Source organism: Nocardia sp. NPDC059177 (assembly GCF_042755165.1).
Classification (GTDB): Bacteria; Actinomycetota; Actinomycetes; order Mycobacteriales; family Mycobacteriaceae; genus Nocardia.
Genome location: NZ_JBHZBX010000001.1, coordinates 394673 through 419907 on the forward strand (window position 1 = coordinate 394673; position 25235 = coordinate 419907).

Here is a 25235-nt window from a genome sequence, read left to right on the forward strand (position 1 = left end):
ATTTCCGGGATTCGAGCCGGTTCATCCACCCGGCCAGCCCACGGACCGGCGCCGATGACGCATGCGGGCTACTTCACTCCAGCCTGCGCGCCCCGGCGGCGGGCTCGACGGTGAACACCCGGGGAGCGGCCAGCCCCGCGACGGCGAAGCGATCGATGATTCGGGCACTCGTCCGCTCGACCGCGGTGCTGTCGACGAGCGCGAGCACGCTGCCGCCGAAGCCGCCGCCGATCAGCCTGGCGCCGTAGGCACCCGCGTCCACGGCGGCCGACACCGCCAGATCCAGGGCGGGCGCCGACACCTCGAAATCGTCGCGCAGCGAGTCGTGCGAGGCGGTGAGCAGCGGCCCGATGGATCGTGGGTCGGCGGCGGCGCGCAACCGATCGGCGACCGCGACGACGCGCGCGTTCTCGGTCACCACGTGAGTCGCCCTGCGCCGCAATGTCTCCTCGGTCAGGCGGGCGAGATCGCCGAGGCCGGCATCGCGGAGCGCGGCGACACCGAGTGCGGCAGCGGCGGATTCACACTGTGCTCGGCGGCGCGCGTAGGCGCCGTCGGCCAGGTCGTGCGGATGCCCGGTGTCGGCGACGAGCAGCGCCAGCCCGTGGGTCGCCGGATCGAACGGGATCTGCTCGGCGACACGGTGATCCAGTTCGGTGGACGCGGTCACGGCCCGCATGTCGAGAAACAGCGCGTGCCCGGCCGTGCACAGCATCGACGCCGACTGGTCGAGCAGACCGGTCGGCACGCCGGCGTACCAGTTCTCCGCTGCCGCGGCCATCTCGATCATTGCGCGTTCACCCAGTTCAGGGGCATGGAGATCACGCAGGGCGAGGGTCACCGCGCAGCACAGCGCGGCCGAGGACGACAGTCCGGCGCCGATCGGAACGTTTCCGTCGAGATCCAGCGACACACCGCCGACGGGCAATCCACGCCGGACGAATTCGTGCACGACCCCGAGCGGATAGCGCGCCCAGCCGGGCACCCGATCCCGATGCGCCACAAGATCATCCAGCCCGATCTCGACGACTTCCCCGGGGCGTTGCGCCGAGCTGACCCGCACCAGGCCGTCCGCGCGTGGCCCGGCCGCGCAGACCACCCCCAGCGACAATGCGACCGGCAGCACGAAGCCGTCGTTGTAGTCGGTGTGCTCGCCGATGATGTTCACCCGGCCCGGCGCGAACCACCTCCGCACGGCTGTCCTTTCCACCCGCCCCGGGCGGCGGTGTGCCCGTGCTGGGTTGCGGAATCGGTATCCAGCAAACCCGCCAACGAGGCGACAACACACCGCCGAACGTGTCATGATCGACTGAGTTGTCAAGGTTTTGAGCGTCAGCGCCCGACCATTCACCGGCCATACGTTCGATCGGCGCTTGTCGCGTGCGCAGGTTAGCAGGATCGAGGGGGGCTGATGACCATCAGCGAGACACGCCACGGCAGCCTGCGCTGGTGCGCGGTACTGCTCGGCGCGGCGGGCGCGGTGCTGCTGGCACCGTTGATCGGCGCGCGACCACTGTCGTTTCTGCTGCTCATCGTGATCGTGGCGGGCAGCCTGACGATGATCGGCTTCGGGCTCTACAGCCATCGGCCCGCGCGCCGGCTGCCGTGGTACCTGCTGGCCGCGTCGGTGCCGTTGTTCGCCATCGGCACCGCGATACGCGAACTCGGGTTGCGCGCCGCCTGGCATCCGGTCGACGATCTGTGCACGCTGGCCGCCTACCTGTGTCTCGGGCTGGCCGCGGTGGGCTGGCTGCAACCGCGCCGGCTGCGCCATGCCCGTGACGTGTGGCTGGATTCGACGTTGATCGGGCTCAGCGCGCTGCTGGCCTCGTGGACCTTCCTGATCTCGCCGATCCTGCACAGCGGCACCGGCACCCCGGTGGCCGCGACCTACCCGGTGGTCCACGCGCTGTTGCTGACAGTGCTCGCGCACTCCTTGGCGACCGTGGTCGGTTCGGCGATCTCGCTGCGGCTGCTGCAGGCGGCGCTGGTCGCGGTGCTGGCCGGCGGGCTGATCGAAAGCCTCACCGCGGCAGGCACACTCATCGTCGACAGCGAGCTGGCGGTGGTGCCGCAGCAGTGGGCCTATCTGCTCGCCGGGCTGGCCGCGCTGCATCCCAGCATGGGCACGCTGCCCGACCCCGGCGATGTGCACCCGCACCGATCCCGCAGGCGCGCGGGCGCGATCGCGGTGGCGCTGGTCGCCGCCTCGCTGGTCAGCGTGATCGGCACCGATCTCGGCGCCGGCGATCGGGTGGTGATCAGCCTGCTGCTCACCCTGCTGCTGGTGGGGGTGCTCTGGCGCAGCGAACGCGCCATCGCCCGCAGCCTGCGCAGCGAGCGTCGCGCCCAATACCAGGCCGATCACGACCTGCTCACCGGGCTGTTCAACCGGGCCGCGCTGCTGCGCGCACCGCATCGGTATCGCGCGGAATGGGCCGGCAAGCCGCTGTGCCTGCTGTTCATCGACCTGGACGGCTTCAAGCGCGTCAACGACAGCTACGGGCACGCCGTCGGCGACGAGCTCATCGCCAACGCGGCCGCGCGCATCCGCCGCACCACCCGCTGTTCGGATGTCACCGCCCGCTACGGCGGCGACGAATTCGTCATCCTCGCGCCGCGCACCCGCGCCGAGGCCGCCGTGCTCGCCGAGCAACTGCTCGGTACGTTCGTGCGCCCCTTCGATCTGAGCTGCGGCGAGATCCCCATCACCGCCAGTATCGGTGTCGCCTGCCTGGCCACCCGCCCCACCGACACCACCGTCTACGACCTGCTCCGCAATGCCGACGCCGCGATGTATCACGCCAAGGAATACGGCCTCGGCCTGTCCTTCCACGACGACCTGCGAAAGTCGCTGCGCCGCACCATGGTCCACAGCAAACCGACCAGCACGGCGGTCTGACGCTGAGCCCCGGCCCGGCGGCCGGGGCTCAGCGCACTACAGCCGGGGCTGGGCGCACTACTCAGTCACCGAGTTCGGCGAGGAGCCTTTGGGCCGCCTCCAGTTCGGCCTGTAATGCCGCGACCTTCTGCTGCTGGGCGTCGCGGGCGGCGTCCAGGATCCCCGCGACGACCTCGGCGACCTCGGGGTGCAGGATCTTGGCGGCCTGGGCGACCGCGGCGCTGCTGATCGCCAACCCCTTCACACTGCGCTTCTTGCCGTTGACCACGTCGACGGTCCACTCACCGTCGGCGGTGCCGGTGAGGGTGACGGTGACGGTGACCTCGGGTGCCTTGGGCTTGCGCGCGGCGGGCGCCTTGGGCTGCCGTGGCGCGGCGGGCTTGGCGGGCTCGTCGGGCACGGGCGCGAGCGACCGGGGCGGCGTCGGGGCGGCGCTCGGCAGGGTCGTCGGCTGGGTCACAGTGGTGTCCTTTCGATTGCTCGGCTCGGGAACGCTCTCCGGGCGGGTCCGCGGGGATCCGCCCGGCGCTACGGTAGTCCCGCGGGCCGGCTTGGTCAGCGTCACCTCGCTCGGGCCGAACGAGAGCACGTCTTTGGAACCGGTGGGGCGCACCTGCAGGAAGTCGCCGTCGGCCGGATCACCCAGCGCGACCACCTTGCCCGACTTCCCCTCGGCGACACCGACGGCGGCGGCGGTGAACCACACCATCGGCGGTTTCCCCTCGGCCAGCTCGCCCGCGATACGCGCGAGCTCGGCCTCGGTCAGTACCTGCGGGGCGGATCGGCGGGAAGCTGGCTTGGTGCTCGGCGAGGACATCGTGGACTCCGGGAGGTTGGTGCGTGCTGGTGCGTGGTGTGCACCGATGATGCCGCACGGCACCGACAAGTTGGGCCCCGAGGGCGATATCGCGGCCCGAAAACCGCTCCCGCCGCAGGTAACCGGATGCAGCGCTCAGCCGCGCGCGGCATTGCCCCTGGTACTCGGGCGGATGTTGGCGCGCACCGCGGCCACGTCCGGATAGCCGTTGACCGCCATCAGCAGATCGGCCTCCGCGGCGTAACTGCGCAGCACGTGCACCAGTCCGCGCACACCGCCCAGCGCCAGCCCGTACACATACGGCCTGCCCAGGCCGACCATCGTCGCGCCCAGCCCCAGCGCCTTCACCACATCGGCGCCGGAACGCACACCGGAGTCGAACAGCACCGGCACCCGGTCGTCACAGGCGGCGACCACCGCGGGCAGCGTCTCGAGCGCACTGAGCCCACCATTGGCTTGGCGCCCACCGTGATTGGAGCAGTAGATGCCGTCGGCGCCGAAATCGATGGCCTTGCGCGCGTCCTCGGGATGGGAGATGCCCTTGAGGATGATCGGCAGGTCGGTCAGCGACCGAAGCCAGGTCAGGTCGTCCCAGGTCAGCGAGTTGCCGAAGGTCGCGATCCAGTGCAGGACAATCAGCTTCGGGTCGTCGGAGCCGACCATCTGCTGGAACACCGGATCGCTGGTGTAGTTCTTCAGCACGTGGCCGCGCAGCTGCGGGAAGTTACCCGAGGCCAGATCGCGCGGACGCCAGCCGGGCACCCAGGTGTCGAGGGTGACGGTGATACCGGCGTAGCCCGCGGCCTCGGCCCGGCGCACCAGGCTCTCGGCCAGCTCGCGGTTCTTCGGGGTGTAGAGCTGGAAGAAGGACGGGGTGTCACCGGCGTGTGGGCGGACGTCCTCGAGCGGGTCTTCCATCAGCGTCGAATACATCGCGGGCACACCGGTTTCCGCCGACGCCTTGGCGACCGCGATATCGCCGTGCCCGTTCTCCCCGACCAGGCCGATCACCCCGACCGGTGCCAGGAACAGCGGACTGGCGAAGGTGTGGCCGAAGGCGGTGACGGTGAGGTCGCGCTCGGTCGCGCCGACGAGCATGCGCGGCACCAGACCCCAGTCGGCGAAGGCCTCCGCGTTGCGGCGCTGGGTGAGCTCGTCACCCGCGCCGCCTGCGATGTAGTTCAGCAGGTTGTCCGGCAGCGCGGCGGTGGCTTTGCGCTCGAGGGTGGCGTAGTCCATGGGGAACTCGGGCGCGATCCCGCCCAGCGCGGCCAGGTAGATCTCGTTCTGATAGTCGGCGAACTGACTCATCGCTGAACTTTCCCATGCCTGCGGGGGTTCACAGACCGCAGGGTGGATGTAAGGTGCGTCATACTCGAAAATAGGCAGCAGCGTACCCAGCAGCGCGTTCCGAGATTGTGAGTGCCCCTGTCGTGACCGTCGTCGAACACTCGGCCGCACCCGCCGACCCGGACGTCCTCCTAGCCGAGCGCATCAAGTGCGACGCCACCCGTCGGCTGACCCGCCTCGCCCTCGGCCTGTCGCAGGACTCGATGGATCTGCTCACCTCCGTCACCGATCGGCTACGCGCGGCCGAAGGCGCCCTCCGCGATCCGCTCACCGCCGACCTCGGATTCGACTGAGCCACAACACCTCCGGGCCGCCAGCGCGGCTTGCCCACACTGCGGGCGGCTATCGTCAGCACCCTGGTCTGCCCGCCGGCGAGCGAGAGCGCCGTTGCGGGCCACACCCGCATGCTGGAACAACCTGCCGGTAGCGCCTGCCGGGATGAGGCAGCGCATCGCGACCGGTGCGGCGCCGCTCCGCCGGGTAAGGCAGCGCCCGCGACCCGTGCGGCGCCGCTCCGCCGGGGTGAGGCAGCGCCTGTGACCGGTACGGCGCCGCGGGCTGCGAATTGCCTCGTCGCGCGCTGAATCGCGTCATCGCGCGCCGCGGATCGCCGCATGGCGCCGCGAATCGCCTTTCGACGCCCCCTGATCGAACCGGCGTATTCGTGCAATCCGGCCTCGCCCAGTCAGAAAACTGACTGGCGGGGATCGGATTGCACGAATACGCCGGACCACTTCCCTGTGCGCCGCGGGTTCGGTTCATGCGCGTCGTGAGGGTCCGACGCCTGCCGCTTCGCCGGATACCAGCGCATCGGGTCGCTCAGCACCACACGGCATGCAGAGTTTGACGAAACCCGTTGACTCCCCGTCATTTTCGTACACGATGCGAGCCATGACCGGCCATCGCGTGCGCCCGCGAGCACCCCTCCGGGCCGATAGTCCGCCACAACCTTTGTGACTCACCTCACCAAAATCCATTGACAAAGCCACACAAATGGGCATAAAACAACATAAGTACAGATTCACCGAGCGGGAGGCACCCATGTACGCCGAGGAGCGGCAGCAGGCGATCGCGACGCTGATCGGGCAGCGCGGGCGGGTCTCCGTCGCCGAGCTGGCCGACCGGTACGAGGTCACCACCGAAACGGTGCGCCGCGACCTGGCGGTGCTCGACCGGCTCGGGCTGATCCGGCGCGTGCACGGCGGGGCGGTCGGCGCCGGCGCGCTGACGACCATCGAGCTGGGCACCGTCGAACGTGACAACACCCGCGCGGCCGAGAAGGACCGCATCGCCGAGCTCGCCCAGCGATTCCTGCCGCGTTCCGGCGGCAGCGTGCTGTTCGACGCGGGCACCACGACCGCGCGGGTCGCGGCGGCGGTGTCGACCGATCTGGATCTGGTGGCCGTCACCAACTCCCTGCCCATCGCCACCCGGCTCACCGGGTTCGCCGGCGTGCGGGTGCAGTTGCTCGGCGGGCGGGTGCGCGGGGTCACCCAGGCCGCTGTCGGCGCCGAGACGCTGCGGCTGCTGGGCGAACTACGGGTGGACGTGGCGCTCGTGGGCACCAACGGGCTGACCCTGCGCCACGGCCTGTCCACGCCCGACCCGGAGGAGGCCGCGGTGAAGCGCGCGATGATCGCCGCCGCCGACCGGGTGGTGGTGGTCGCCGACGCGAGCAAGATCGGCCGCGAGGACTTCGTGCGCTTCGGCGCCGTCACCGATATCGACGTCCTGGTCACCGATACCGAGATCCCAAGCCCCGCGCGGGCGGACCTGGCCGAGGCGGGAATCGAGGTGGTCCTCGCATGATCATCACCCTGACCGCGAACCCGAGCGTCGACCGGACGGTCACCCTCACCGAGCCGTTGCGGCGCGGGCAGGTGCATCGCGCCGCCGAAGTCACCACGCAGCCCGGCGGCAAGGGCGTCAATGTGGCGCGCGTCGTCGCGGCGGGCGGCGCGCCGGTGCTGGCCGTGCTGCCCGGCACCGAGGACGATCCGGTCGTGCAGGGTTTGCGCGGTGCGGGCATCGGTTACCGGACGGTGCCGGTGCCGGGCGAGCCGCGGGTCAACCTGACCATCGCCGAAACCGACGGCACCACCACCAAGATCAACGAAGCGGGCCGGGCACTGACCGGGCGCGACCGGGCCGAACTCACCGCCGTGCTGGTCGAACTGGCCGACGCGGCCGCCTGGGTGGTGCTGTCGGGGTCGCTGCCGCCGGAGGTCCCCGTCGACTGGTACGCCGAACTCGTCGCCACCCTGGCGCCGTTCCCGCACACCCGCGTCGCCGTCGATACCTCCGAGGCGCCGCTGCTGGCACTGTTCGCCGACCCGGGCGGCGCCGCGCCCGATCTCGTCAAACCGAACTCCGACGAACTCGCCCAGCTGACCGGACTCGACCCCGTCGCCCTGGCGGACCCGGCCACCGCCGCCGCGGCCGCCGCCACGCTGATCGACCGTGGCGCCGGCGCGGTGCTGGCCACCCTCGGCGCGGCGGGCGCGGTGCTGGTCACCGCCGAAGGATCCTGGTTCGCCGCGGCGCCGCCGATCACGCCGCGCAGCACCGTCGGCGCGGGCGACTCGGCCCTGGCCGGATACCTGCTCGCCGACCTCGCCGGAGCCGCGCCCGCCGACCGCCTCCGCACCGCCGTCGCCTACGGCAGCGCGGCCACCGCCCTCCCCGGCACCGAACTACCCACGCCGACGGATATCGCGCTGGACGCGGTCACCGCCGGACCACTCCGGCCGTCCTCCATCCGGCCTGCGGCGCCGGCATGAAACCGCCCAGCCGAGCATTCGGGGACACCGGCCACATCGTCCGGCTCCCATCGACTACGCACTCCGCCTCACTACCGGACTGACCCCGCTCCCCCACTCCCGAAAGACACCACGATGGCCGACTCGATCATCACCACCGACCTGATCACCCTCGACGCCGACCTCGGCGCCGACAAGGACGCGGTCATCACCGCCCTCGCCGCTCGCCTCGGCACCGCGGGCCGTGCGAGCGACGCCGATACCGTGCGCCGGGCCGCGCTGGACCGGGAAGCGCAGTCGGCCACCGGACTGCCCGGCGGCATCGCCATCCCGCACTGCCGCGCGGCCGCCGTCACCACGGCCTCCCTCGCCTTCGCCCGCCTCGCCCCGAAGGTCGACTTCGGCGCCCCCGACGGCCCCGCCGACCTGGTCTTCCTGATCGCCGCCCCGGAAGGCGCGGGCACCGACCACATGAAACTGCTGTCCGCACTGGCCCGCGCCCTGGTCCGTCCCGCCTTCGTCGCCGACCTCCGATCGGCCACCACCCCGGCCGAGGTGGTCGCCCTGGTCGACGGGGTCATCAACCCGGCGCCTTCCGGAACGCCGGCGACCGCAACCGCCGGTGCCGCAACCACCGACACCACGACCACCGGTGCCACAACCACCGGTGCCACAACCACCGACACCACGACCACCGGTGCCACAACCACCGGTGCCACAACCACCGGCGCCACAACCACCGGCGCCACAACCACCGACACCGCAACCACCGGTGCCACAACCACCGGCGCCACAACCACCCACACCGCAACCGCCGGTGCCACAACCACCCACACCGCAACCGCCGGTGCCGCAACCGCGGGTGCCACGAGCGCCGGTGGCCCGAGTCCGGATGGAATCGAATCCCGCAGTACCGCACCAGGTTCCGGAGCAGGCCTCAGTGGGGGCATCGGGCACCCGGCTGACGCGGCGATCGGTGGCGCCTCCGGGACAAGCAGCGCGGCAGACGTTTCCGCGGACAAGCCCGCGCCGAAGATCGTCGCGGTGACCGCCTGTCCGACCGGGATCGCCCACACGTACATGGCGGCCGATTCCCTGGTCGCCGCCGGGGAGCGGGCCGGGGTCGAGGTGGCGGTGGAGACGCAGGGGTCCAGTGGTGGCGGCACCCTCGACCCCGCCACCATCGCCGCCGCCGACGCCGTCATCTTCGCGACCGATGTCGGGGTGAAAGACCGGGGCCGGTTCGCGGGCAAACCGGTGGTCGAGTCCGGGGTGAAGCGCGCCATCAACGAGCCCGACACCATGATCGCCGAGGCGGTCGCCGCGAGCACCAGCCCGGGCGCGGCCAGGGTCGGTGGATCGGTGCCCGCGGCGGCGGGCGCGGCCAAGGGGCTCGGGTGGGGTACGCGGCTGCGGCAGATCCTGCTGACGGGCGTGAGTTACATGATCCCGTTCGTCGCCGCGGGTGGTCTGCTGATCGCGTTGAGCTTCCTGATCGGCGGCTACGAGATCTCCGACACCGCCAAGACGATCGTGCTGGACAACTCGCTCACCGACCTGCCCGAAGGCGGCACGGCCACTTATATCGGCGCGGTGCTCTATCAGATCGGCGCGCTCGCCTTCAGCTTCCTCGTGCCAGCCTTGGCCGGATACATCGCCTTCGCGATCGCCGACCGTCCCGGTCTGGCACCCGGTTTCACCGCGGGCGCCATCGCGGTGTTCGTCGGCGCGGGATTCCTGGGCGGTCTGGTCGGCGGTCTGGTCGCCGGGTTCGCGGCGCTGTGGGTCGGCCGGCTGCCTGTGCCGACGTGGGCGCGTGGTCTCATGCCGGTGGTGGTGATCCCGCTGCTGGCCTCGCTGATCGTCGGCGTCGCCATGTTCGTGCTGCTCGGTAAGCCGCTGGCCGCGGTGACCAACGGGCTCACCGACTGGCTCAACGGCCTGTCCGGCACCTCCGCGATCGCCCTCGGTGTCATCCTGGGGGTGATGATGTGCTTCGACCTCGGCGGACCGGTCAACAAGGCCGCCTATTCGTTCGCCGCGGCGGGACTGTCGGTGACCGATCCCGCGACGCTGCGGATCATGGCGGCGGTGATGGCCGCGGGCATGGTGCCGCCGCTGGCGATGGCGCTGTCGACCACCCTGCGCCCCCGCCGCTACACCGAGGCCGAACGAGAGAACGGCAAGGCCGCCTGGCTGCTTGGCGCCTCGTTCATCTCCGAGGGCGCGATCCCGTTCGCCGCCGCCGACCCGCTGCGGGTGCTGCCGTCGATGATGATCGGCGGCGCGGTCACCGGCGGGCTGGTGATGGCCACCGATGTCACGCTCAGCGCACCACACGGCGGGATCTTCGTGTTCTTCGCGATGGGCCACGTCGGCTGGTTCGTCGTCTCGCTGCTGGTGGGCACCGTGGTCGCCGCGCTCTGCGTCACCCTCGCCAAGGAAGTCACCCGTCCCCGCTCCACTGTTCCCACCCTCGCGTAATCCGTTCGCACACAAGGAGATATCCCATGGCCAGCACCACCGTCACCGTCGGCTCCTCGGTCGGCCTGCACGCCCGCCCCGCCGCCCTGATCGCCGAGGCCGTCGGCGCGGCAGGCGTTCCGGTCACCATCGGCCTGGTCGGCGGCGACCCGGTCGACGCGGGTTCGGCGCTGATGATCATGACCCTCGGCGCCGGACTGGGCGCCGAGGTGGTGGTCACCAGCGACGACCAGCCGACCCTGGACAAGATCGCCGAACTCGTCGCCAGCGACCTCGACGCCTGAATCCCGTCAACGTCGCGTCATTCCCGATCGAGGACAAGAAAAAGGCCCGGAACCTGGTGGTTCCGGGCCTTTTCTTTGTAGCGGGGACAGGATTTGAACCTGCGACCTCTGGGTTATGAGCCCAGCGAGCTACCGAGCTGCTCCACCCCGCGTCGGTGAATACAACATTACACACGGGTTAGCCCGGATGCCAAATCGCCTGGTCAGTACCCCTTTTTGGTGGGTTGCCCGCGATCTTGCGCGCCCTCGCCCTGACCCAGCGCGCAGAGGATGTGACGCACAGCACGAAGATCGGATCCCGCACCCGGGGGCCTCACCCGGTGACCGGTGTCACTATTTCGCGGTGATCTCACCCACATAACGTCCCGATAACAGACCGTCCAGAATTCAGCCATTCTTACGGGATAAGCTGCGCGAACATCGAAAAGACGTCTATTCCAACCACACTTACAGTCCGTTATCAAGATGTGATCGGCGCGGAATTGTTGGTTAGCGTCTCCCCCATGACTGAGACCCGGAAATTCCGCACCCGAGCCCTCGGCGTCGCTGCCGTCACCGGCGCCCTGGTTGCCGTTCCGTTCAGCCTCGCCACCGGCACCGCCTCCGCCGCGACGCACAACTGGGACGGCGTCGCCCAGTGCGAGAGCGGTGGCAATTGGGGCATCAACACCGGCAACGGCTACTACGGTGGCCTGCAGTTCTCGCAGAGCACCTGGGCGGCCAACGGCGGCCAGGGTTCGGCGCACAACGCCAGCAAGGAAGAGCAGATCCGCGTCGCGGAGAACGTGCTCGCCAGCCAGGGCATCGGCGCGTGGCCGCACTGCGGCCAGTACCTGCAGGCAGGCACCTCCGAGCCCGAGCCCGCCGTGATCGAGACGGCCCCGCTGCCGGTCGAGCTGCCCGCCCAGGCGCCGACCCAGCTGCAGGCCGCCGTCGACCAGGCCACCACGGCAGGCCGCGGCCTCGCTGAGCAGTACGGCGTCGCCGGTCAGTACCAGGACCTGCTGAACGCCAGTGCCCCGCTGATCGCGCAGATCGGCGGCTGATCCACCTCTCCCCCTGCACACGACGGGCCCCGCCATTACGGCGGGGCCCGTCGTGTTTGCCTGCGGAGTCCGGCTAGCGGCCGCCGGCGTCCTGGTAGGCCTGGACAGCGGCGTCGAGTTCCTCGAGCGCCTTACCGAAGTCGGTGAAGTTGCCCGTCCGCATGGCCGCGCGCACCGCTTCGATCTTGCGGCTGAGCTCGGCGGCCGCGGCCTCCTGGGCACCCGAGCCGGTCGCGGGCGGTGTCGTCCCCGTGGTCGGTGGCGTGGTCGTGCCATCGGTCGGCGGAGTGCCCGGATCGACCGGCGGCAAGGTGCCCGGATTCGGCTTGAACGCCGGGTCACCGCCGAACGGTGTCGCCAGCGCGCCCGCGCCCGGCATCACCTGGTTGAGCGCGTCGGCCAGCGTCGCCGCGTAACCGACCTTCACGCTGCCCGCCGCGTCGCGGTAGCTCACCAGCACCCGCAGCAGCTGCGGGAAGGTCGAGGAACCGGTGTTGCGTTCGTTGTAGAACGGCTCCACATAGAGGATGCCGCCGTCGGCCACCGGCAGGGTGAGCAGATTGCCGTAGCGGATCTTGTTGGAGTTCGACAGCAGAGTTTTCTCCCGTGACACCGCATCGGCGGTGGTCATCGAGTTCTGGGTCTGCTGTGGGCCCTGGGTCTGGGTCTCGACCGGCAACTGCAGCACGGTGAACTCGCCGTACCCCTCGGGGTCGGAGCGCACCGAGATGTAGGCCGACAGGAACTGCCGGTTGTAGCCGACCATCGCCGAGGTCAGGTTGAACACCGGCTTGTTCGTCTTCGGATCGCCCAGCAGCACGTAATACGGCGGCTGGTTGAAGGTGCCGCCCTCGATCGTGGGATCGCTGGGCACCGACCAGAACGCGTTGTTGGTGAAGAACTCGCGCGGATTGTCCACGTGGTACTTGGTCAGCATGTCGCGCTGGACCTTGAACAGGTCCTCCGGGTAGCGGAAGTGCGAGCGCAGCTCGGGCGAGATCTCGCTCTCGGGCTTCACCGCGTCCGGGAACACCCCGCGCCAGGCCTTGAGCACCGGGTCGGTGGAGTCGGTCTCGTACAGGGTGACGGTGCCGTCGTAGGCGTCGACGGTCGCCTTCACCGAGTTACGGATGTAGCTGACCTCCTTGCGCGGGATGACGCGCCCGGTCTTCTTGTCGATGCTGTCCTCGACCGCGCCGTCGAGCGAGGTCGGCTGGGCGTAGGGGTACTTGTCCAGCGTGGTGTAGGCGTCGACGATCCAGACGATGCGCTTGTCCACGACCGCCGGGTAGGCATTGCCGTCGGTGGTCAGCCACGGCGCGACCTTCTGCACCCGCTCGCGCGGGCCGCGGTTGAACAGGATCTTGGACTCGTCGCCGATCGCCGAGGAGAACAAGATGTTGCGCTCGGCGTACTTGGCCGCGAAGGCCAGCCGGTTGAACCAGTTGCCCACCGACACGCCACCGCTACCGTCATAGGTGAACGAGGCCTGGTCGGAGTCGTACTCGCGGGGTGCCTGGCCCTCGGTGGCGCCGACGATCGCGTAATCGGGATCGGACTGCGCGATCAGCTCGCCGTAGTAGATCCGCGGCTGATCGACCTTGATCTTCTGATCTTCCGGTTTGGTGAACAGGTCGCTCACCGTGAACAGCGGGTAGCCCGAATCGCTGCCACCCGCCGCGCTCTGCGCGTCGGATTGGGGCTTGTTCACCCGGTTGGCCGGCGCGGCGACGAAGCCGTTGCCGTGGGTGTACACGGTGTGCTGGTTGATCCAGTCCTTCTGGTTGCCCGACAGGGCCTCCGGATGTAGCTCGCGCGCGGCGACGATGTAGTCCTGCATTTCCCCGTTGAGGGTGTAGCGGTCGATGTCGAGCGACTCGGGGAAGCCGTAGAAGTTCTTGCGCTGTTGCAGCTGAGTGAACGTGGGCGAGAGGATGTTCGGATCGAGCAGGCGAGCGTTGCCGATGGTCACCGCGTCGGCCGGAACCTCGAGCGGGCTCTTGGCGGACTGGCCCGCGTAGTCGCGGTATTCGACTTTGTCGTCGGTGATGCCGTACGCCTGCCGGGTGGCCATGATGTTGCGCTCGATGTACGGGCTCTCCTTGTCGGCGGCGTTGGGGCGCACCGAGAACTGCTCGACCACCATCGGCCAGACCGCGCCGACCAGGATCGAGGACAGCACCAGCAGCGCGGCCGCCATCGCGGGCACCCGCAGATCGCGCAGCACGATCCCGGCGAAGAACGCGACCGCGCAGATCACCGCGATCGAGAGCAGGATCAGCTTGGCAGGCAGCACCGCGTTGATATCGGTGAACGACGGTCCGCCGAAGGTCGGTTCCTTGCGGGTACTCGACAGCAGGTCGTAGCGGTCGAACCAGTACGCGACCGCCTTGAGCAGCACGAAGATGCCGGCGATCACGGCCAGCTGCACGCGCGCGGCCCTGGTCAGCGTGCCCTCGCGCCCGGCCAGGCGCAGCCCGCCGAACACGTAGTGGGTCACCAGGTTCGCGAAGAACGCGATCACCACGGCGACGAACAGCCAGTTCAGCACCATCCGGTAGAACGGCAGGTCGAAGGCGTAGAAGCCGACGTCGAGATGGAACTGCGGATCCTGCTGACCGAAGTCGCCGCCGTGCAGGAACATCTGCACCGTGGCCCAGTTCGACTGCGCGACCAGACCCGAGAGCAGCCCCAGCAGCACCGGGATGCCGACGCCGAACAGCCGCAGCTTGCTCATCACGGTCGTGCGGTAGCGCGCGATCGGGTCGTTGGGACCGGCGACCGGCACGAACACCGGCCGCGAGCGGTAGGCCAGCAGCAGCGCTCCCCACACCACCAGCCCGACCAGCAGCGCGACGACCACGAACAGGATCAGCCGCGTACGCAGCACGCCCAGATACACACTGCGATAGCCGACCTCACCGAACCACAACCAGTTGGTGTAGGCGTCGACGAGCCGTGGCCCGAGCAGCAGCAGCGCCGCCAGGACGACTGCCGTCACCAGCAGCACGCGGCTGCGTCGGGACAACGAAGGTAAGCCGGTGGGGGGCCGCATGCCCACGGTGCCACTCTCCATGCTCCGGCGATGACCACGCCGGTGATCGGCGCAGACACCGCAGTCCGATGTTGCGGGCGGTCCGATACCGGACCGTTGGCGCCCACTCTACGGAAATCGGACACCGTGCAAGTGTCTGGGCCGAAAATGATTGGATGTGCGGGTGACCGAAGACGAGCACGCCGAAGTCCTCCTCGCCCGCTGTGTGCGCGAGGTCGTCGAGTTCGCCGACGCCGAGGGCTGGGGCAATCCGCCGCAGATGTTCGCGTTGGTGCCGACCGCCGAACTGGCCGCGGCCGAACCCGATCTGCAAGATCAGCTCGACGAGGGCAGCGAGCTCACCCCGGTCGCCCAGGAGGCCTTCCCCGACGACATCACCGGCGGCTCGATGGCGCTCGACGAGTTCCTGGCCACCACCACCTGGCCGCCCACGGTCGAGGGCTGCGTGCTGGTCCAGGAGATCGTGGTGCTGCCGCCGGAAGCCGAGAGCGACCTCGACGAGGCGCTGGTACCGCTGCTGGCCGACGACGACGCCGCCGACGCGGCCGGGCGCGCCGCGGCCCACGCCCATCCCGGTCGCCGCGACGCCCGGCTCATCGCCGGCGTGCTGCGCCACGGCACCTCGCTGTGCCTGCTGCAGATCCGTCCCGAGGACGACGACGGCTTCGGCGATCTGGACCTGCGCACCTACCCGAATCTGGCGCCGGGCCTGGTCGAGGCCCTGCACCACACCCTGGAGTGATCAACTACAGCTGACCGCTTCGCGGCCCGCGTCGATGTCGGCCAGTGCGGTGACGGCGCTGTCGAGGGTCTCCACCTTGACCAGCCGCAGCCCCTCAGGGGTGCGCTGGCGGGCCTCGTTACAGTTGGCGGCGGGGACCAGGAAGGTCTCCGCACCTGCCTCGCGGGCGGCGATCATCTTGTACTGGATGCCACCGATCGGGCCGACCTTGCCGTCCTGATCGATGGTGCCGGTGCCTGCGACGAACCGGCCGCCGTTGAGCTCGCCGGGCGAGAGTTTGTCGATCAGCGCCAGGCTGAACATCAGCCCCGCCGACGGGCCGCCGATATCGGCGAGATTGAACTCGACCTGCAGTGGCGGGCGGCCGCCTTCGCCCAGGCCGACGCCGAGCAAGCCCTTGGTGTCGTCATCGGGCCGGGCGGCGAGGGTGATCGAGGCGGTGTGCTCGCCGTCGCCGCGCCGGTAAACGATCGCGAGCACATCGCCGGGACGTTTGGTGCCGACGAGGTCGATGACTTGCTGAGGTGTGGTGACCGGCTCGCCGTCGATACTGATCAGCTCGTCGCCCGCGGCCAGGATGCCGTTGGCCGGCCCCTCCTCGACCACACTGCGCACCAGCACCACGGTCGGCATGTCCAGGAAGTGCAACGCGGCGACCTCGGCATTGCTCTCGGAGTTCTTGAATTCCTGCTGATTGGACTTGTCGACCTCCTCGCGCGACCGGTCGGGCGGATACACCTCGGCGCGCGGGACGAGGCCGTGTTCACCGCTGACCCAGAAGCCGAACGCCTCGAACAGGTTCAGCCCGTCGCGCACCGAGACCGTCGTCATATTGAGCTGCCCGGTGGTCGGATCCACGGGCACGCCGGTGACATCCACCACCTGTTTGCCGTCGACTTCGCCGAGGGTGTCGAAGGTCGGGCCGGGGCCCAGTGCCACGAACGGCACGGTGACCACGCTGCCGACCACGCCGAGGACGAGAACGGGCACCAGGGCGATGATCAGGGTGAGGATCCGACGATTCACTCCGACCACAGTAGTGATCGGGGGCGCCGACCGACGGCAGTGGCACGCATTAGCCGCGTCGGTGGTGTCGGCCGGATTTCGCGATCCGCGAACACCGAGGCCCCGGGGGTCCCGCGTAACGTAAGAGGTATGAGCGATCTCCCCTTCGGCTTCTCGAACCGCGACGACGACGAGTCCGGCAAGCGTCGCGACGAGTCGAACGGTCCCGGCGGAAACGATCCGTTCGGGTTCGGGGCGGCCGGCGCGGGCGGCTTCGATCCGTCGCAGCTGGGTCAGATGCTGACCCAGCTCGGGCAGATGATCAGCGGGATGGGACAGGGCATGGGTCCGGGCGGCGCCCAGGGCGGCCCGGTCAACTACGACGTGGCCAAGCGGTTGGCCCGCCAGCAGCTCGGTGCCGCCGTCGCCCCGATCGCGGCGGGTAAGACCACCGCGGTCACCGATGCCGCGCATCTGGCCGAGTTGTGGCTCGACGGCGCGACCGTGCTGCCCGCCGGCGCCACCAGGACCGTCGCGTGGACGGCCAACGACTGGATCGAGGAGACGCTGCCCACCTGGAAGCGGCTCTGCGATCCGGTCGCCGAGCAGATCTCCGGGATGTGGACCGCGCAGCTGCCCGAGGAAGCCAAGCAGTTCGCCGGGCCGATGGTCGGGATGCTCGGCCAGATGGGCGGGCTGGCGTTCGGTTCGCAGCTGGGTCAGGCGCTCGGCCAGCTGGCCAAGGAGGTCCTGACCTCCACCGATATCGGGCTGCCGCTGGGCCCGGCGGGCACCGCCGCGCTGCTGCCGACGGCGATTTCGGCCTTCAGCGAGGGGCTCGAGCAGCCCGAGAGCGAGATCCTGGTCTTCCTGGCCGCCCGCGAGGCGGCCCACCAGCGGCTCTTCGCGCATGTGCCGTGGCTGCGCCAGCAGGTGCTCGGCGCGGTCGAGGACTACGCGCGTGGGATCAAGATGGACTTCTCCGCGCTGGAGGAGGCCGCCCAGGGCCTGGACCCGATGTCGCTGAGCGATCCGTCCAAGCTCGAGGAACTGCTCTCCCAGGGCACCTTCGAACCGCAGACCACCCCGGAGCAGAAGCAGGCGCTCGAACGCCTCGAGACCCTGCTGGCGCTGATCGAGGGCTGGGTCGACGTGGTCGTCACCGACGCGGTCGGCGAGCGGCTGCCCGGCGCGGGCGCGCTGTCGGAGACGCTGCGCCGCCGCCGGGCCACCGGTGGTCCGGCCGAACAGACCTTCGCCACCCTGGTCGGGCTGGAACTGCGTCCGCGCAAGGTCCGCGAGGCCGCGGCGCTGTGGCGCCGCCTGACCGCCGACGCGGGCATGGACCGCCGTGACGGCGTGTGGGCGCATCCCGACCTGCTGCCCGATTCCAGCGACCTGGACGTACCGGCCGGCTTCATCGACTCCGTGATCGGCGGCGGCACCGGCGCTTTCGACGATCCGCTGGCCCAGCTGGCCGAGACCGAGGCGCGCGAGCGCGACGAGGCCGAGCGCGGCAAGGCAGGCAACGACCCGGAGGCCGGCACCGAGCCGTCCTGATCTCCCCGCGCAACCGGGTCGGCGAAAAATCTTGTGATCCCGGTGGCGCGACACGGCTTCGCGCACTGAGCGCGTTGCGGCTCGCGGCGCCGACCAGCTGTAACACCGGTTGTTCACAGTCGCCGATTCCGGTTTCGACACGCCGGAAGCCTGTGGATAACCGGGCTTTCGGCGACCGGTCGGCGATCGGTGGCTGCCGATACTTGCGTCATGACCACCACGACGCCACTGCGCGGGCCGATGCTGCATCCCCGCGTCACCACGCTGGTTCGACCGTCGGGCACTGTGCAATTGGGCTGGGATCCCGAACGCGCGCTGTTGCTCGAGAGCAGTGAACTCGACACCGGGACGGTGCTCGCCTTCCTGCGACTACTCGACGGCATGCAGTCCCGGCCGCAGATCATCTGGCGGGCCGGGGAGTTCGGGATCACCCCCGCTCGCACGATCAGCATGCTCGCCGCCATCGACCGCGCCGGCCTGCTGCTCCAGCCCGAACGCAAACAGGCCAAGATCCGCGGTATCACCGTGCACGGTCTCGGGCCGCTCTCGGACGCGGTGTCGATCGGGTTGCGGCGCATGGGTTTCCGGCCGACCCGCTCGCGCGCCTATCGCTCGGACACGCCGGTCGGGGCGAGCGGCTGCGATCTTGTGGTGCTGACCGACGCGTTGATGGTCGACCCGCGATTGTCGGTGGATCTGGTGCTGCGCCGGGTCCCGCACCTGCAGGTGCGGGTGCGCGACGGCGTCGGCGTGGTCGGCCCGCTGGTGCTGCCCGGCGAGACCAGCTGCCTGCGCTGCGCGGATCTGACCCGCACCGGATTCGATGCCGACTGGCCGCATCTGGCCGCCCAGCTGCTGGGCCGGACCGGACACGCCTCGCCGGCGGGGATCGCCGCGACCACCGCGCTGACCATGGGTGAGCTCGAAGCGATCGTCGCGTGCTCACCGCAGCGCCGCCCCGGCACGCTCGACGCCACCCTGGAACTGGATCTGGACAGTCACCAGGTGCATCGGCGCCCGTGGCTGCCACATCCGGAGTGCGGCTGCCGGGCGCTGGCCACCGGGGAATCGGGGGCGTGAGCATGCGGTGTGAGCATTCCCATGGCACACAGGGCCCCGCTTCGGCCATGATGGGTAACGTGTCCGAGATCGTGCGCCGCAGTTCCAGCCGCAATGCCAAGTTGGCCAAGATTCCCCTCGGCATCGCCGGACGAGCCGCCGTCGGTTTCGGCAAGAAGCTCGTCGGTGGTGACAAGCAGGAGATCAACACGACGCTGAACCAGAAGGCCGCCGAGCAGTTGTTCACCGTGCTCGGTGAGCTCAAGGGCGGTGCGATGAAGTTCGGGCAGGCGCTGAGTGTGATGGAGGCCGCGGTCCCGGAGGAGTTCGGTGAGCACTACCGCGAGGCGCTGACCAAGCTGCAGGCCGCCGCGCCGCCGATGCCCGCCGCGACCGTGCATCGCGTGCTCGACCAGCAGCTGGGCACCAAATGGCGCGAGCGGTTCCAGTCCTTCGACGACACCCCCGCGGCCTCGGCCAGCATCGGCCAGGTGCACAAGGCGGTCTGGTCCGACGGCCGCCCGGTGGCGGTGAAGGTCCAGTACCCCGGCGCCGACGAGGCGCTGCGCGCCGATCTGAAGACGCTGTCGCGGATGACCGGGCTGCTGTCCTCGGTGATCCCGGGCGCCGATGTGAAGCCGCTGCTGGCCGAGATCACCGAGCGCACCGAGGAGGAGCTCGACTACCGCACCGAGGCCGCCAACCAGCGCCGCTTCGCCGCCGCCTTCGACGGGCATCCGCACATCGTGGTGCCCAAGGTGGTGGCAGGCTCGCCGAAGGTGATCGTCACCGAATGGCTCGACGGCACCCCGGTCTCGGCACTGATCAAGGCGGGCGCCGAGGATCCGGAGGGCACCAGGGCCCAGCGCAACCGGATCGCCGAGCTGATGGGCACCTTCCACTTCTCCTCCCCCGAGCTGGCCGGATTACTGCACAGCGATCCACACCCCGGCAACTTCCTCATCCTGGGCGACGGCCGGCTGGCGGTGCTCGATTTCGGCGCCTGCGCGCCGATGCCGGACGGGTTCCCGGAGATCCTCGGGCGCATGCTGGCGCTGGCCGTCGACGAGCAGCACGAGGCGCTCACCGAGCTGCTCTACGAGCACGGCTGGGTGATTCCGGGCCGGAGGGTCACCTACGAGGAGATCGAGGCGTATCTGCGCCCGTTCAGCGATCCGATCCGCACCGACACCTTCCATTTCACCCGCCGCTGGATGCAGCGGGTGGCGGGCAAGGCCTCGGAGTTCTCCAGCGCGGAGATGAAAACCGCACGGGCCCTGCAACTTCCGGCGCAGTACGTGATGATCTTCCGGGTACTGGGCGGCTCGGTCGGCATCCTCGCCCAGCTCGACGCCGAGCTCGGCTTCATGAACCTGGTCCGCACCTGGGTCCCGGGGTACCGGACCGAACGCGCCTCCTAGCCGCCGCATCGCCGAACGCGCCTCGCGCACAAAGCAAACGAACCGCCCACCAGAACTCGGTGAGCGGTTCGCTTGCGGTACAACCCTTTCCCCGGAATCATGCCGGGATCGCGACCTTGCGCGGGCGGCCACGCGGGCGCTTGCGGGCGATCACGACACCCTGGTCGAAGATCTCACCGCCCCACACGCCCCACGGCTCGGCACGGTCGATGGCCGCGGTCAGGCAGCCCTTGCGGATCGGGCAAGCAGCGCACAGCTGCTTGGCCTGCTCGAGATCGGTGGGGCTCTCGGCGAACCACAGATCGGGGTTTCCGGCGCGGCAGGGCAGGGACGCCACGTTTCGGCATGTCACGTCAGTAGTGGCGCTCGGCCAGTCCTGGGCGGTGAACACGTCGTTCTCCTTCAGCTCGTTTGCAGTCGTGGTGTTCGGTGTGCGAACCCGGAGCCTGCGGCTGAGGAGCCGAAAGAAAAAGGCCACGGGATTCGCTTCTCGCGATCCGTGGCCAGGAGGTCTGGGAGGAGTTTCCCTACCTAGTTCGGCATTTCTGCCGAGACCTGAGCACGGTCGCTGGGTGGACACGGAGGCGGATTGCGCCGGCGAACTCGGGTGCGTACCCGAATTCATCGGCCGGTGCTGCCGGCGCCGAAGCGGCGGTCGGCTGCCAACCCACGCTGGGCTTGTCCTGGAGACGAATCGGAGTGTGCTGATGCACCAGAGTCATCGGCACAGCTTTGGTATCGACGCCGGACAGACCGGTCCCCTGCAGAGCGAGGACCCCCCGGGAGGCGGACACCATGAATGCGTTGACCAGGACGCGATTGCCCATCGCGTACAACGTGGTGTTGCTGTTCATCTGACTGCCTCCCTCCTGAACTCGTGTGCTGATAATTACCGCGCACCGAGATCGCTCTCGGTGCGTGTTCTCCACCATAGGCAATGATCGAGAACCGAACAACCTATTTTCTACCTGCGGTTTTGTGTTGTTGCCCGCAGCCGGGACGCGACGATGGCCAACACGTCGGCGCCGTACTGCTCGATCTTCTTCGGTCCGATGCCCGCGATCGAGGCCAGCGCGGCGTCGTCGGCGGGCAGCTGTTCGGCGATCGCGGTGAGGGTGGTGTCGGTGAACACCACGAAGTCGCGCACCCGCAGGACCTCGGCCTTCTCGGCCCGCCATTCCTGGAGCGCGGCCAGCAGCTCGGCGTCGAGCTCGGCCGGGCAGCGGCGGCAGCGGCCCAGCATGGTGGCGTAGGTGCCGATCAGCGGTTTCGCGCAGACCCGGCACAGCGGGCGTTTGCCGTCGTCCTTGGCGCCGGTCGCGGTGGCCGCGATCCGGGAGGCGGGTGACTCGTCGGGGACCAGGCCGGTGAGGAAGCGTGAGCGCCTGCGCACCCGTCTGCCGCCCTCGGTGCGGGCCAGCGCCCAGGAGATCGTCAGATGCACCCGTGCCCGGGTGACGCCGACATAGAGCAGGCGGCGTTCCTCCTCGAGTGCCGACTGGTCCGAGGCCTTGCCGTCGTCACCGAGGACATGCTGGATGGGCAGTGTGCCGTCGCTGACGCCGACCAGGAACACCGCGTCCCACTCCAGGCCCTTGGCGGCGTGCAGCGAGGCCAGGGTGACGCCGTCGACGGTCGGTGGATGCTTTGCCTCGGCGCGGGTGGCCAGTTCGCGCAGCAGGCCGGTGAGGTCGATCTCGTCGTCGTGGCCGACCAGTTCCTCGGTGAGCTGCACCAGGGCCAGCAGCGAGGACCAGCGTTCCTTGGCCTGCGCGCCGGCGGGCTCCTCGGCGGTGAGCCCGACCGGGGCCAGCGCGGCACGGACCAGGGTGATCAGCTCGGCGCCGCTGCGGGCTTGGTCGGGCAGGTCGTCGCGCGCGTCGGCTTTGCGCAGCTCCAGCACTGCCTGCCGGATCTCCGGGCGCTGGAAGAACCCCTCGCCGCCGCGGACCTGGAAGGGGATGTCGCGCGCGCGCAGTGCCTGCTCGAACGGTTCGGACTGGGCGTTGATCCGGTAGAGCACCGCGATCTCGGCGGCCGGGGTGCCCGCGGCGATCAGCTTCTTGATCCTGGCCGCGATGTCGGCGGCCTCGGCGGGCACGTCCGGATACTCGGCGAACTCCGGTTCCGGGCCGTCGGCGCGCTGACCGATCAGCGCGAGCCGGGTCCCGGCGATCCGCCCGCGGGCCGCGCCGATCACCCGGTTGGCCAGCGACACCACCTGCGGGGTGGACCGGTAGTCGCGTTCGAGGCGGATCACCGTGGCGTCGGGGAAGCGGCGGGAGAAGTCGAGCAGGTGATTCGGGGTGGCGCCGGTGAAGGAGTAGATGGTCTGGTTGGCGTCGCCGACGACGGTGAGGTCGTCGCGTTCGCCCAGCCAGGCGTCGAGCACCCGCTGCTGCAGCGGGGTGACGTCCTGGTATTCGTCGACGACGAAGCTGCGATAGCGGCCACGGAACTCGTCGGCCACGGCCGGATAGTCCTCGAGCGCGGCGGCGGTGTGCAGCAGCAGGTCGTCGAAGTCGAGCAGCAGGCCCTCGGCGGAGGTCTTGGCCGATTCGTAGCCGGCGTAGACCTGGGCGACCCGGGTGACCTCGGCCGGGGCGTCGCGGTGATGGCGGGCCGCGGCGGCCGGATAGTCCTCGGGGGCGATCAGCGAGGCCTTGGCCCATTCGATCTCGCTGAGCAGGTCGCGGATCATGTCCGTCGCCGTGCCGAGTCCCGCCCGGTGCGCGGCCTGCGCGACCACCGGGAACTTGCTGTCGAGCAGTTGCCATGGCACGTCACCGACCACCTGCGGCCAGAAGTACCGCAGCTGCCGCAGCGCCGCGGCGTGGAAGGTCCTGGCCTGCACCTGCCCGGCCTCCCCGCCCAGGCCCATCGCCCGCAGCCGCCCGCGCATCTCCCCCGCGGCGCGCGCGGTGAACGTGACCGCCAGCACCTGATCGGGTTTCACGTGCCCGCCCGCGATCAGGTGCGCGATGCGATGGGTGATGGTCCTGGTCTTGCCGGTGCCCGCACCGGCGAGCACACACACCGGACCTCGTGGCGCCCGCACCGCGGCGGCCTGTTCCGGGTCGAGGGCGCTGAGATCGAGTGCTGGCACGCCCACCATCATGACAGCGCCCGCCGACAACCCGCCCCGTCACCCGGACGCGGCGCCCGGAACAGGACGGGCGCGTCGCGCGTTGCACATCCCGTGACTGAAGCAACCCCTGACCTGACGATGTACTCGACCACCTGGTGCGGCTACTGCCGGCGCCTGAAGACCCAGCTCGACGAGGCGGGCATCACCTACCAGGTGATCGACATCGAGGACGACCCCGCCTCAGCCGATTTCGTCGGCAGCGTCAACAACGGCAACCACGTGGTCCCCACCATCAAGTACCGCGACGGCTCCACCGCCACCAACCCGTCCTTGGCCGCCGTCAAACAGGCCCTAGCCGCCCAAGCCTGACCCCCCACTCTGCCGCCCGCAGGTGCCCCGGCAGCCCAGCCGCAGCGTGCCCGACCGGTGGACCCAGGCGGCCACAAAATACGCGACGCCAGCCGCCTGACCCGACCACGCACGACCCGACCTCGAGGAAGGTCCCGTTCGCGGTCTGCCGGTCAGATGCCGCGGCGTAGGCGACAAAGGAGCAAGCCGAGCGTGCCCGACAGGCGGCCCAAGCGCCCGCAAAATACGCGACGCCAGCCGCCTGACCCGACCACGCACGACCCGACCTCGAGGAGGGTCCCGTTCGCGGCCCGTCTCGTCGTTGCGGTGCCGCTGCGTAGGCGACGAAGGAGCAAGCAGCGGTGCCGCAACGACGAGACCGGCGGGGGCCGCGAACACGCGGCGCCCGCGCCGCCAGCTACCCAGCCCAGGATTCGATGATCGTTCGCGCGATCGAGATGGAGCCGGGGACCAGGAGGCGGGCTTCGGTGTCGCGGGCTGACCAGTCGCCCAGGCGCAGGGCGGCGCGGACTTCGTCGCGGGTGAACCAGTGGGCTTCGGCGATCTCGCCGTCGGAGAACACCAGTTCCTGTGCCGGGTCGCCGACGGCGGCGAATCCGAGCATGAGCGAGCGTGGGAACGGCCACGGCTGACTGCCGAGGTATTCGATGTCGTGCAGGTCGACGCCGACCTCCTCGCGGACCTCGCGTTCGACGCAGCGTTCGAGCGATTCGCCCACTTCGACGAAGCCGGCCAGCAGCGAGAACATCGTCGCGGGCCAGGTGTGCTGACGGGCCAGCAGGACGCGGTCGGCGCCGTCGTGGACCAGGCAGATCACGGCGGGGTCGATGCGCGGGAATTCCTCTTCGCCGGCTGCGGTGAGCCGGGACCAGCCGCCGCGCGAGGAACTCGTCGTGGTGCCGTCGCCGCCGTGGTAGACGGACCGGTCGTGCCAGTTCAGCAGCGCGTACGCGGTGGACAGCAGGTCGGCGGTGAAGTCGTCGACGTTGCCCAGCGCGCGCAGGTCTTTCAGGGTGCCGTCGAGTTCGGGTTCGCGCACCGCCCACAGGTGCGACTCCTCGGCGACACCCAGGAAGACGGCGCCCGCGCCCGGCGCCTCGGCGACCGTGAGGGCCGCGTCGAGCACCACCGAGCCCCCGTCGACCCGCACCTTGCCGCGCGCGTCGACACGCAGCACTTTCGCCTTACTCCAGCCTTCGCGCAGGGCATCGGGATCGAGCCGCACGTACTCGGCGCGATCGATGGTGGAACGTGACAGCAGCGGAACGTCTTTCAGCCGGAACGACACACTGCC

20 protein-coding genes and 1 tRNA gene are annotated in these 25235 nt (G+C 69.8%); 12 read left to right on the forward strand and 9 right to left on the reverse strand.

Annotated features, from left to right (window positions below; all coding sequences use genetic code 11):
• Nucleotides 1-73: 73 nt before the first annotated feature.
• Entirely contained in the window at nt 74-1195 is a 1122-nt protein-coding gene (gene galK, locus ACFXK0_RS01840) for a galactokinase (protein WP_379407747.1), read from the reverse strand.
• A gap of 216 nt (nt 1196-1411) precedes the next feature.
• Between galK and ACFXK0_RS01845 the strand changes: the two genes are divergently transcribed.
• Nucleotides 1412-2902, forward strand: coding sequence for a diguanylate cyclase (locus ACFXK0_RS01845; RefSeq protein ID WP_379407748.1), 1491 nt, complete (start codon nt 1412-1414; stop codon nt 2900-2902).
• A 61-nt stretch (nt 2903-2963) separates the two neighbouring features.
• Here the strand turns inward: ACFXK0_RS01845 and ACFXK0_RS01850 are convergent, their stop codons facing one another.
• Both ACFXK0_RS01850 and ACFXK0_RS01855 read right to left on the reverse strand, forming a co-directional pair.
• Nucleotides 2964-3719, reverse strand: coding sequence for a DUF6319 family protein (locus tag ACFXK0_RS01850; protein ID WP_379407750.1), 756 nt, complete (start codon nt 3717-3719; stop codon nt 2964-2966).
• 135 nt (nt 3720-3854) lie between these two features.
• The gene (locus ACFXK0_RS01855) at nt 3855-5030 is read right to left on the reverse strand and encodes an alpha-hydroxy-acid oxidizing protein (RefSeq protein ID WP_379407751.1); all 1176 of its coding nucleotides are present in this window, start codon (nt 5028-5030) and stop codon (nt 3855-3857) included.
• 122 nt (nt 5031-5152) lie between these two features.
• Between ACFXK0_RS01855 and ACFXK0_RS01860 the strand changes: the two genes are divergently transcribed.
• From ACFXK0_RS01860 to ACFXK0_RS01880, 5 genes are all read left to right on the forward strand, one after another.
• The gene (locus ACFXK0_RS01860; protein ID WP_379407752.1) at nt 5153-5362 is read left to right on the forward strand and encodes a hypothetical protein; all 210 of its coding nucleotides are present in this window, start codon (nt 5153-5155) and stop codon (nt 5360-5362) included.
• A gap of 748 nt (nt 5363-6110) precedes the next feature.
• Nucleotides 6111-6878, forward strand: coding sequence for a DeoR/GlpR family DNA-binding transcription regulator (locus ACFXK0_RS01865; protein ID WP_379407753.1), 768 nt, complete (start codon nt 6111-6113; stop codon nt 6876-6878).
• Nucleotides 6875-7849, forward strand: a complete 975-nt coding sequence (locus ACFXK0_RS01870; RefSeq protein ID WP_379407754.1) for a 1-phosphofructokinase family hexose kinase — start codon at nt 6875-6877, stop codon at nt 7847-7849. The genes ACFXK0_RS01865 and ACFXK0_RS01870 overlap by 4 nt, the downstream gene beginning before the upstream one ends.
• Nucleotides 7850-7963: 114 nt before the next feature.
• Nucleotides 7964-10312: a fructose-specific PTS transporter subunit EIIC gene (locus ACFXK0_RS01875; protein ID WP_379407755.1), complete on the forward strand. Its 2349-nt coding sequence runs from the start codon at nt 7964-7966 to the stop codon at nt 10310-10312.
• Between the two features lie 26 nt (nt 10313-10338).
• Nucleotides 10339-10596 carry an HPr family phosphocarrier protein gene (locus ACFXK0_RS01880; protein ID WP_379407756.1) on the forward strand — a complete coding sequence of 86 codons (258 nt, stop codon included), beginning with the start codon at nt 10339-10341 and terminating at the stop codon, nt 10594-10596.
• Nucleotides 10597-10674: 78 nt separating this feature from the next.
• On the opposite strand, the gene ACFXK0_RS01885 is transcribed toward ACFXK0_RS01880, so the two are convergent.
• Nucleotides 10675-10748, reverse strand: a tRNA-Met gene (locus ACFXK0_RS01885).
• A gap of 351 nt (nt 10749-11099) precedes the next feature.
• Here ACFXK0_RS01885 and ACFXK0_RS01890 point away from each other — a divergent pair.
• On the forward strand, nt 11100-11642 hold the full coding sequence (locus ACFXK0_RS01890; RefSeq protein ID WP_379407758.1) for a transglycosylase family protein: 543 nt from the start codon (nt 11100-11102) through the stop codon (nt 11640-11642).
• Between the two features lie 73 nt (nt 11643-11715).
• Here the strand turns inward: ACFXK0_RS01890 and ACFXK0_RS01895 are convergent, their stop codons facing one another.
• Nucleotides 11716-14703 carry a UPF0182 family protein gene (locus ACFXK0_RS01895; protein ID WP_379407759.1) on the reverse strand — a complete coding sequence of 996 codons (2988 nt, stop codon included), beginning with the start codon at nt 14701-14703 and terminating at the stop codon, nt 11716-11718.
• A gap of 157 nt (nt 14704-14860) precedes the next feature.
• Here ACFXK0_RS01895 and ACFXK0_RS01900 point away from each other — a divergent pair, with 157 nt between their 5' ends.
• Nucleotides 14861-15439 (forward strand): PPA1309 family protein, encoded by a 579-nt coding sequence (locus ACFXK0_RS01900; RefSeq protein ID WP_379407760.1) that lies wholly within the window; start codon nt 14861-14863, stop codon nt 15437-15439.
• Here ACFXK0_RS01900 and ACFXK0_RS01905 read toward each other — a convergent pair whose 3' ends face one another.
• On the reverse strand, nt 15440-16465 hold the full coding sequence (locus tag ACFXK0_RS01905; protein ID WP_379407762.1) for a PDZ domain-containing protein: 1026 nt from the start codon (nt 16463-16465) through the stop codon (nt 15440-15442).
• 129 nt (nt 16466-16594) lie between these two features.
• Here ACFXK0_RS01905 and ACFXK0_RS01910 point away from each other — a divergent pair, with 129 nt between their 5' ends.
• The 3 genes from ACFXK0_RS01910 to ACFXK0_RS01920 all read left to right on the forward strand — a co-directional run bounded on the left by ACFXK0_RS01910 (nt 16595) and on the right by ACFXK0_RS01920 (nt 20484).
• Nucleotides 16595-18004: a zinc-dependent metalloprotease gene (locus ACFXK0_RS01910; RefSeq protein ID WP_379407763.1), complete on the forward strand. Its 1410-nt coding sequence runs from the start codon at nt 16595-16597 to the stop codon at nt 18002-18004.
• Nucleotides 18005-18214: 210 nt separating this feature from the next.
• Complete coding sequence (locus ACFXK0_RS01915; RefSeq protein ID WP_379407764.1) at nt 18215-19084, forward strand: TOMM precursor leader peptide-binding protein; 870 nt, start codon at nt 18215-18217, stop codon at nt 19082-19084.
• 50 nt (nt 19085-19134) lie between these two features.
• On the forward strand, nt 19135-20484 hold the full coding sequence (locus ACFXK0_RS01920; protein ID WP_379408058.1) for an ABC1 kinase family protein: 1350 nt from the start codon (nt 19135-19137) through the stop codon (nt 20482-20484).
• Between the two features lie 97 nt (nt 20485-20581).
• Here ACFXK0_RS01920 and ACFXK0_RS01925 read toward each other — a convergent pair whose 3' ends face one another.
• Entirely contained in the window at nt 20582-20836 is a 255-nt protein-coding gene (locus ACFXK0_RS01925) for a WhiB family transcriptional regulator (protein WP_379408059.1), read from the reverse strand.
• A gap of 612 nt (nt 20837-21448) precedes the next feature.
• Nucleotides 21449-23602, reverse strand: a complete 2154-nt coding sequence (locus ACFXK0_RS01930) for an ATP-dependent DNA helicase UvrD2 (protein WP_379407765.1) — start codon at nt 23600-23602, stop codon at nt 21449-21451.
• Nucleotides 23603-23710: 108 nt separating this feature from the next.
• Between ACFXK0_RS01930 and ACFXK0_RS01935 the strand changes: the two genes are divergently transcribed.
• Nucleotides 23711-23941 (forward strand): mycoredoxin, encoded by a 231-nt coding sequence (locus ACFXK0_RS01935; protein WP_379408060.1) that lies wholly within the window; start codon nt 23711-23713, stop codon nt 23939-23941.
• Nucleotides 23942-24338: 397 nt separating this feature from the next.
• Here ACFXK0_RS01935 and nudC read toward each other — a convergent pair whose 3' ends face one another.
• Nucleotides 24339-25229: an NAD(+) diphosphatase gene (nudC, locus tag ACFXK0_RS01940; protein WP_379407767.1), complete on the reverse strand. Its 891-nt coding sequence runs from the start codon at nt 25227-25229 to the stop codon at nt 24339-24341.
• Between the last annotated feature and the right edge of the window lie 6 nt (nt 25230-25235).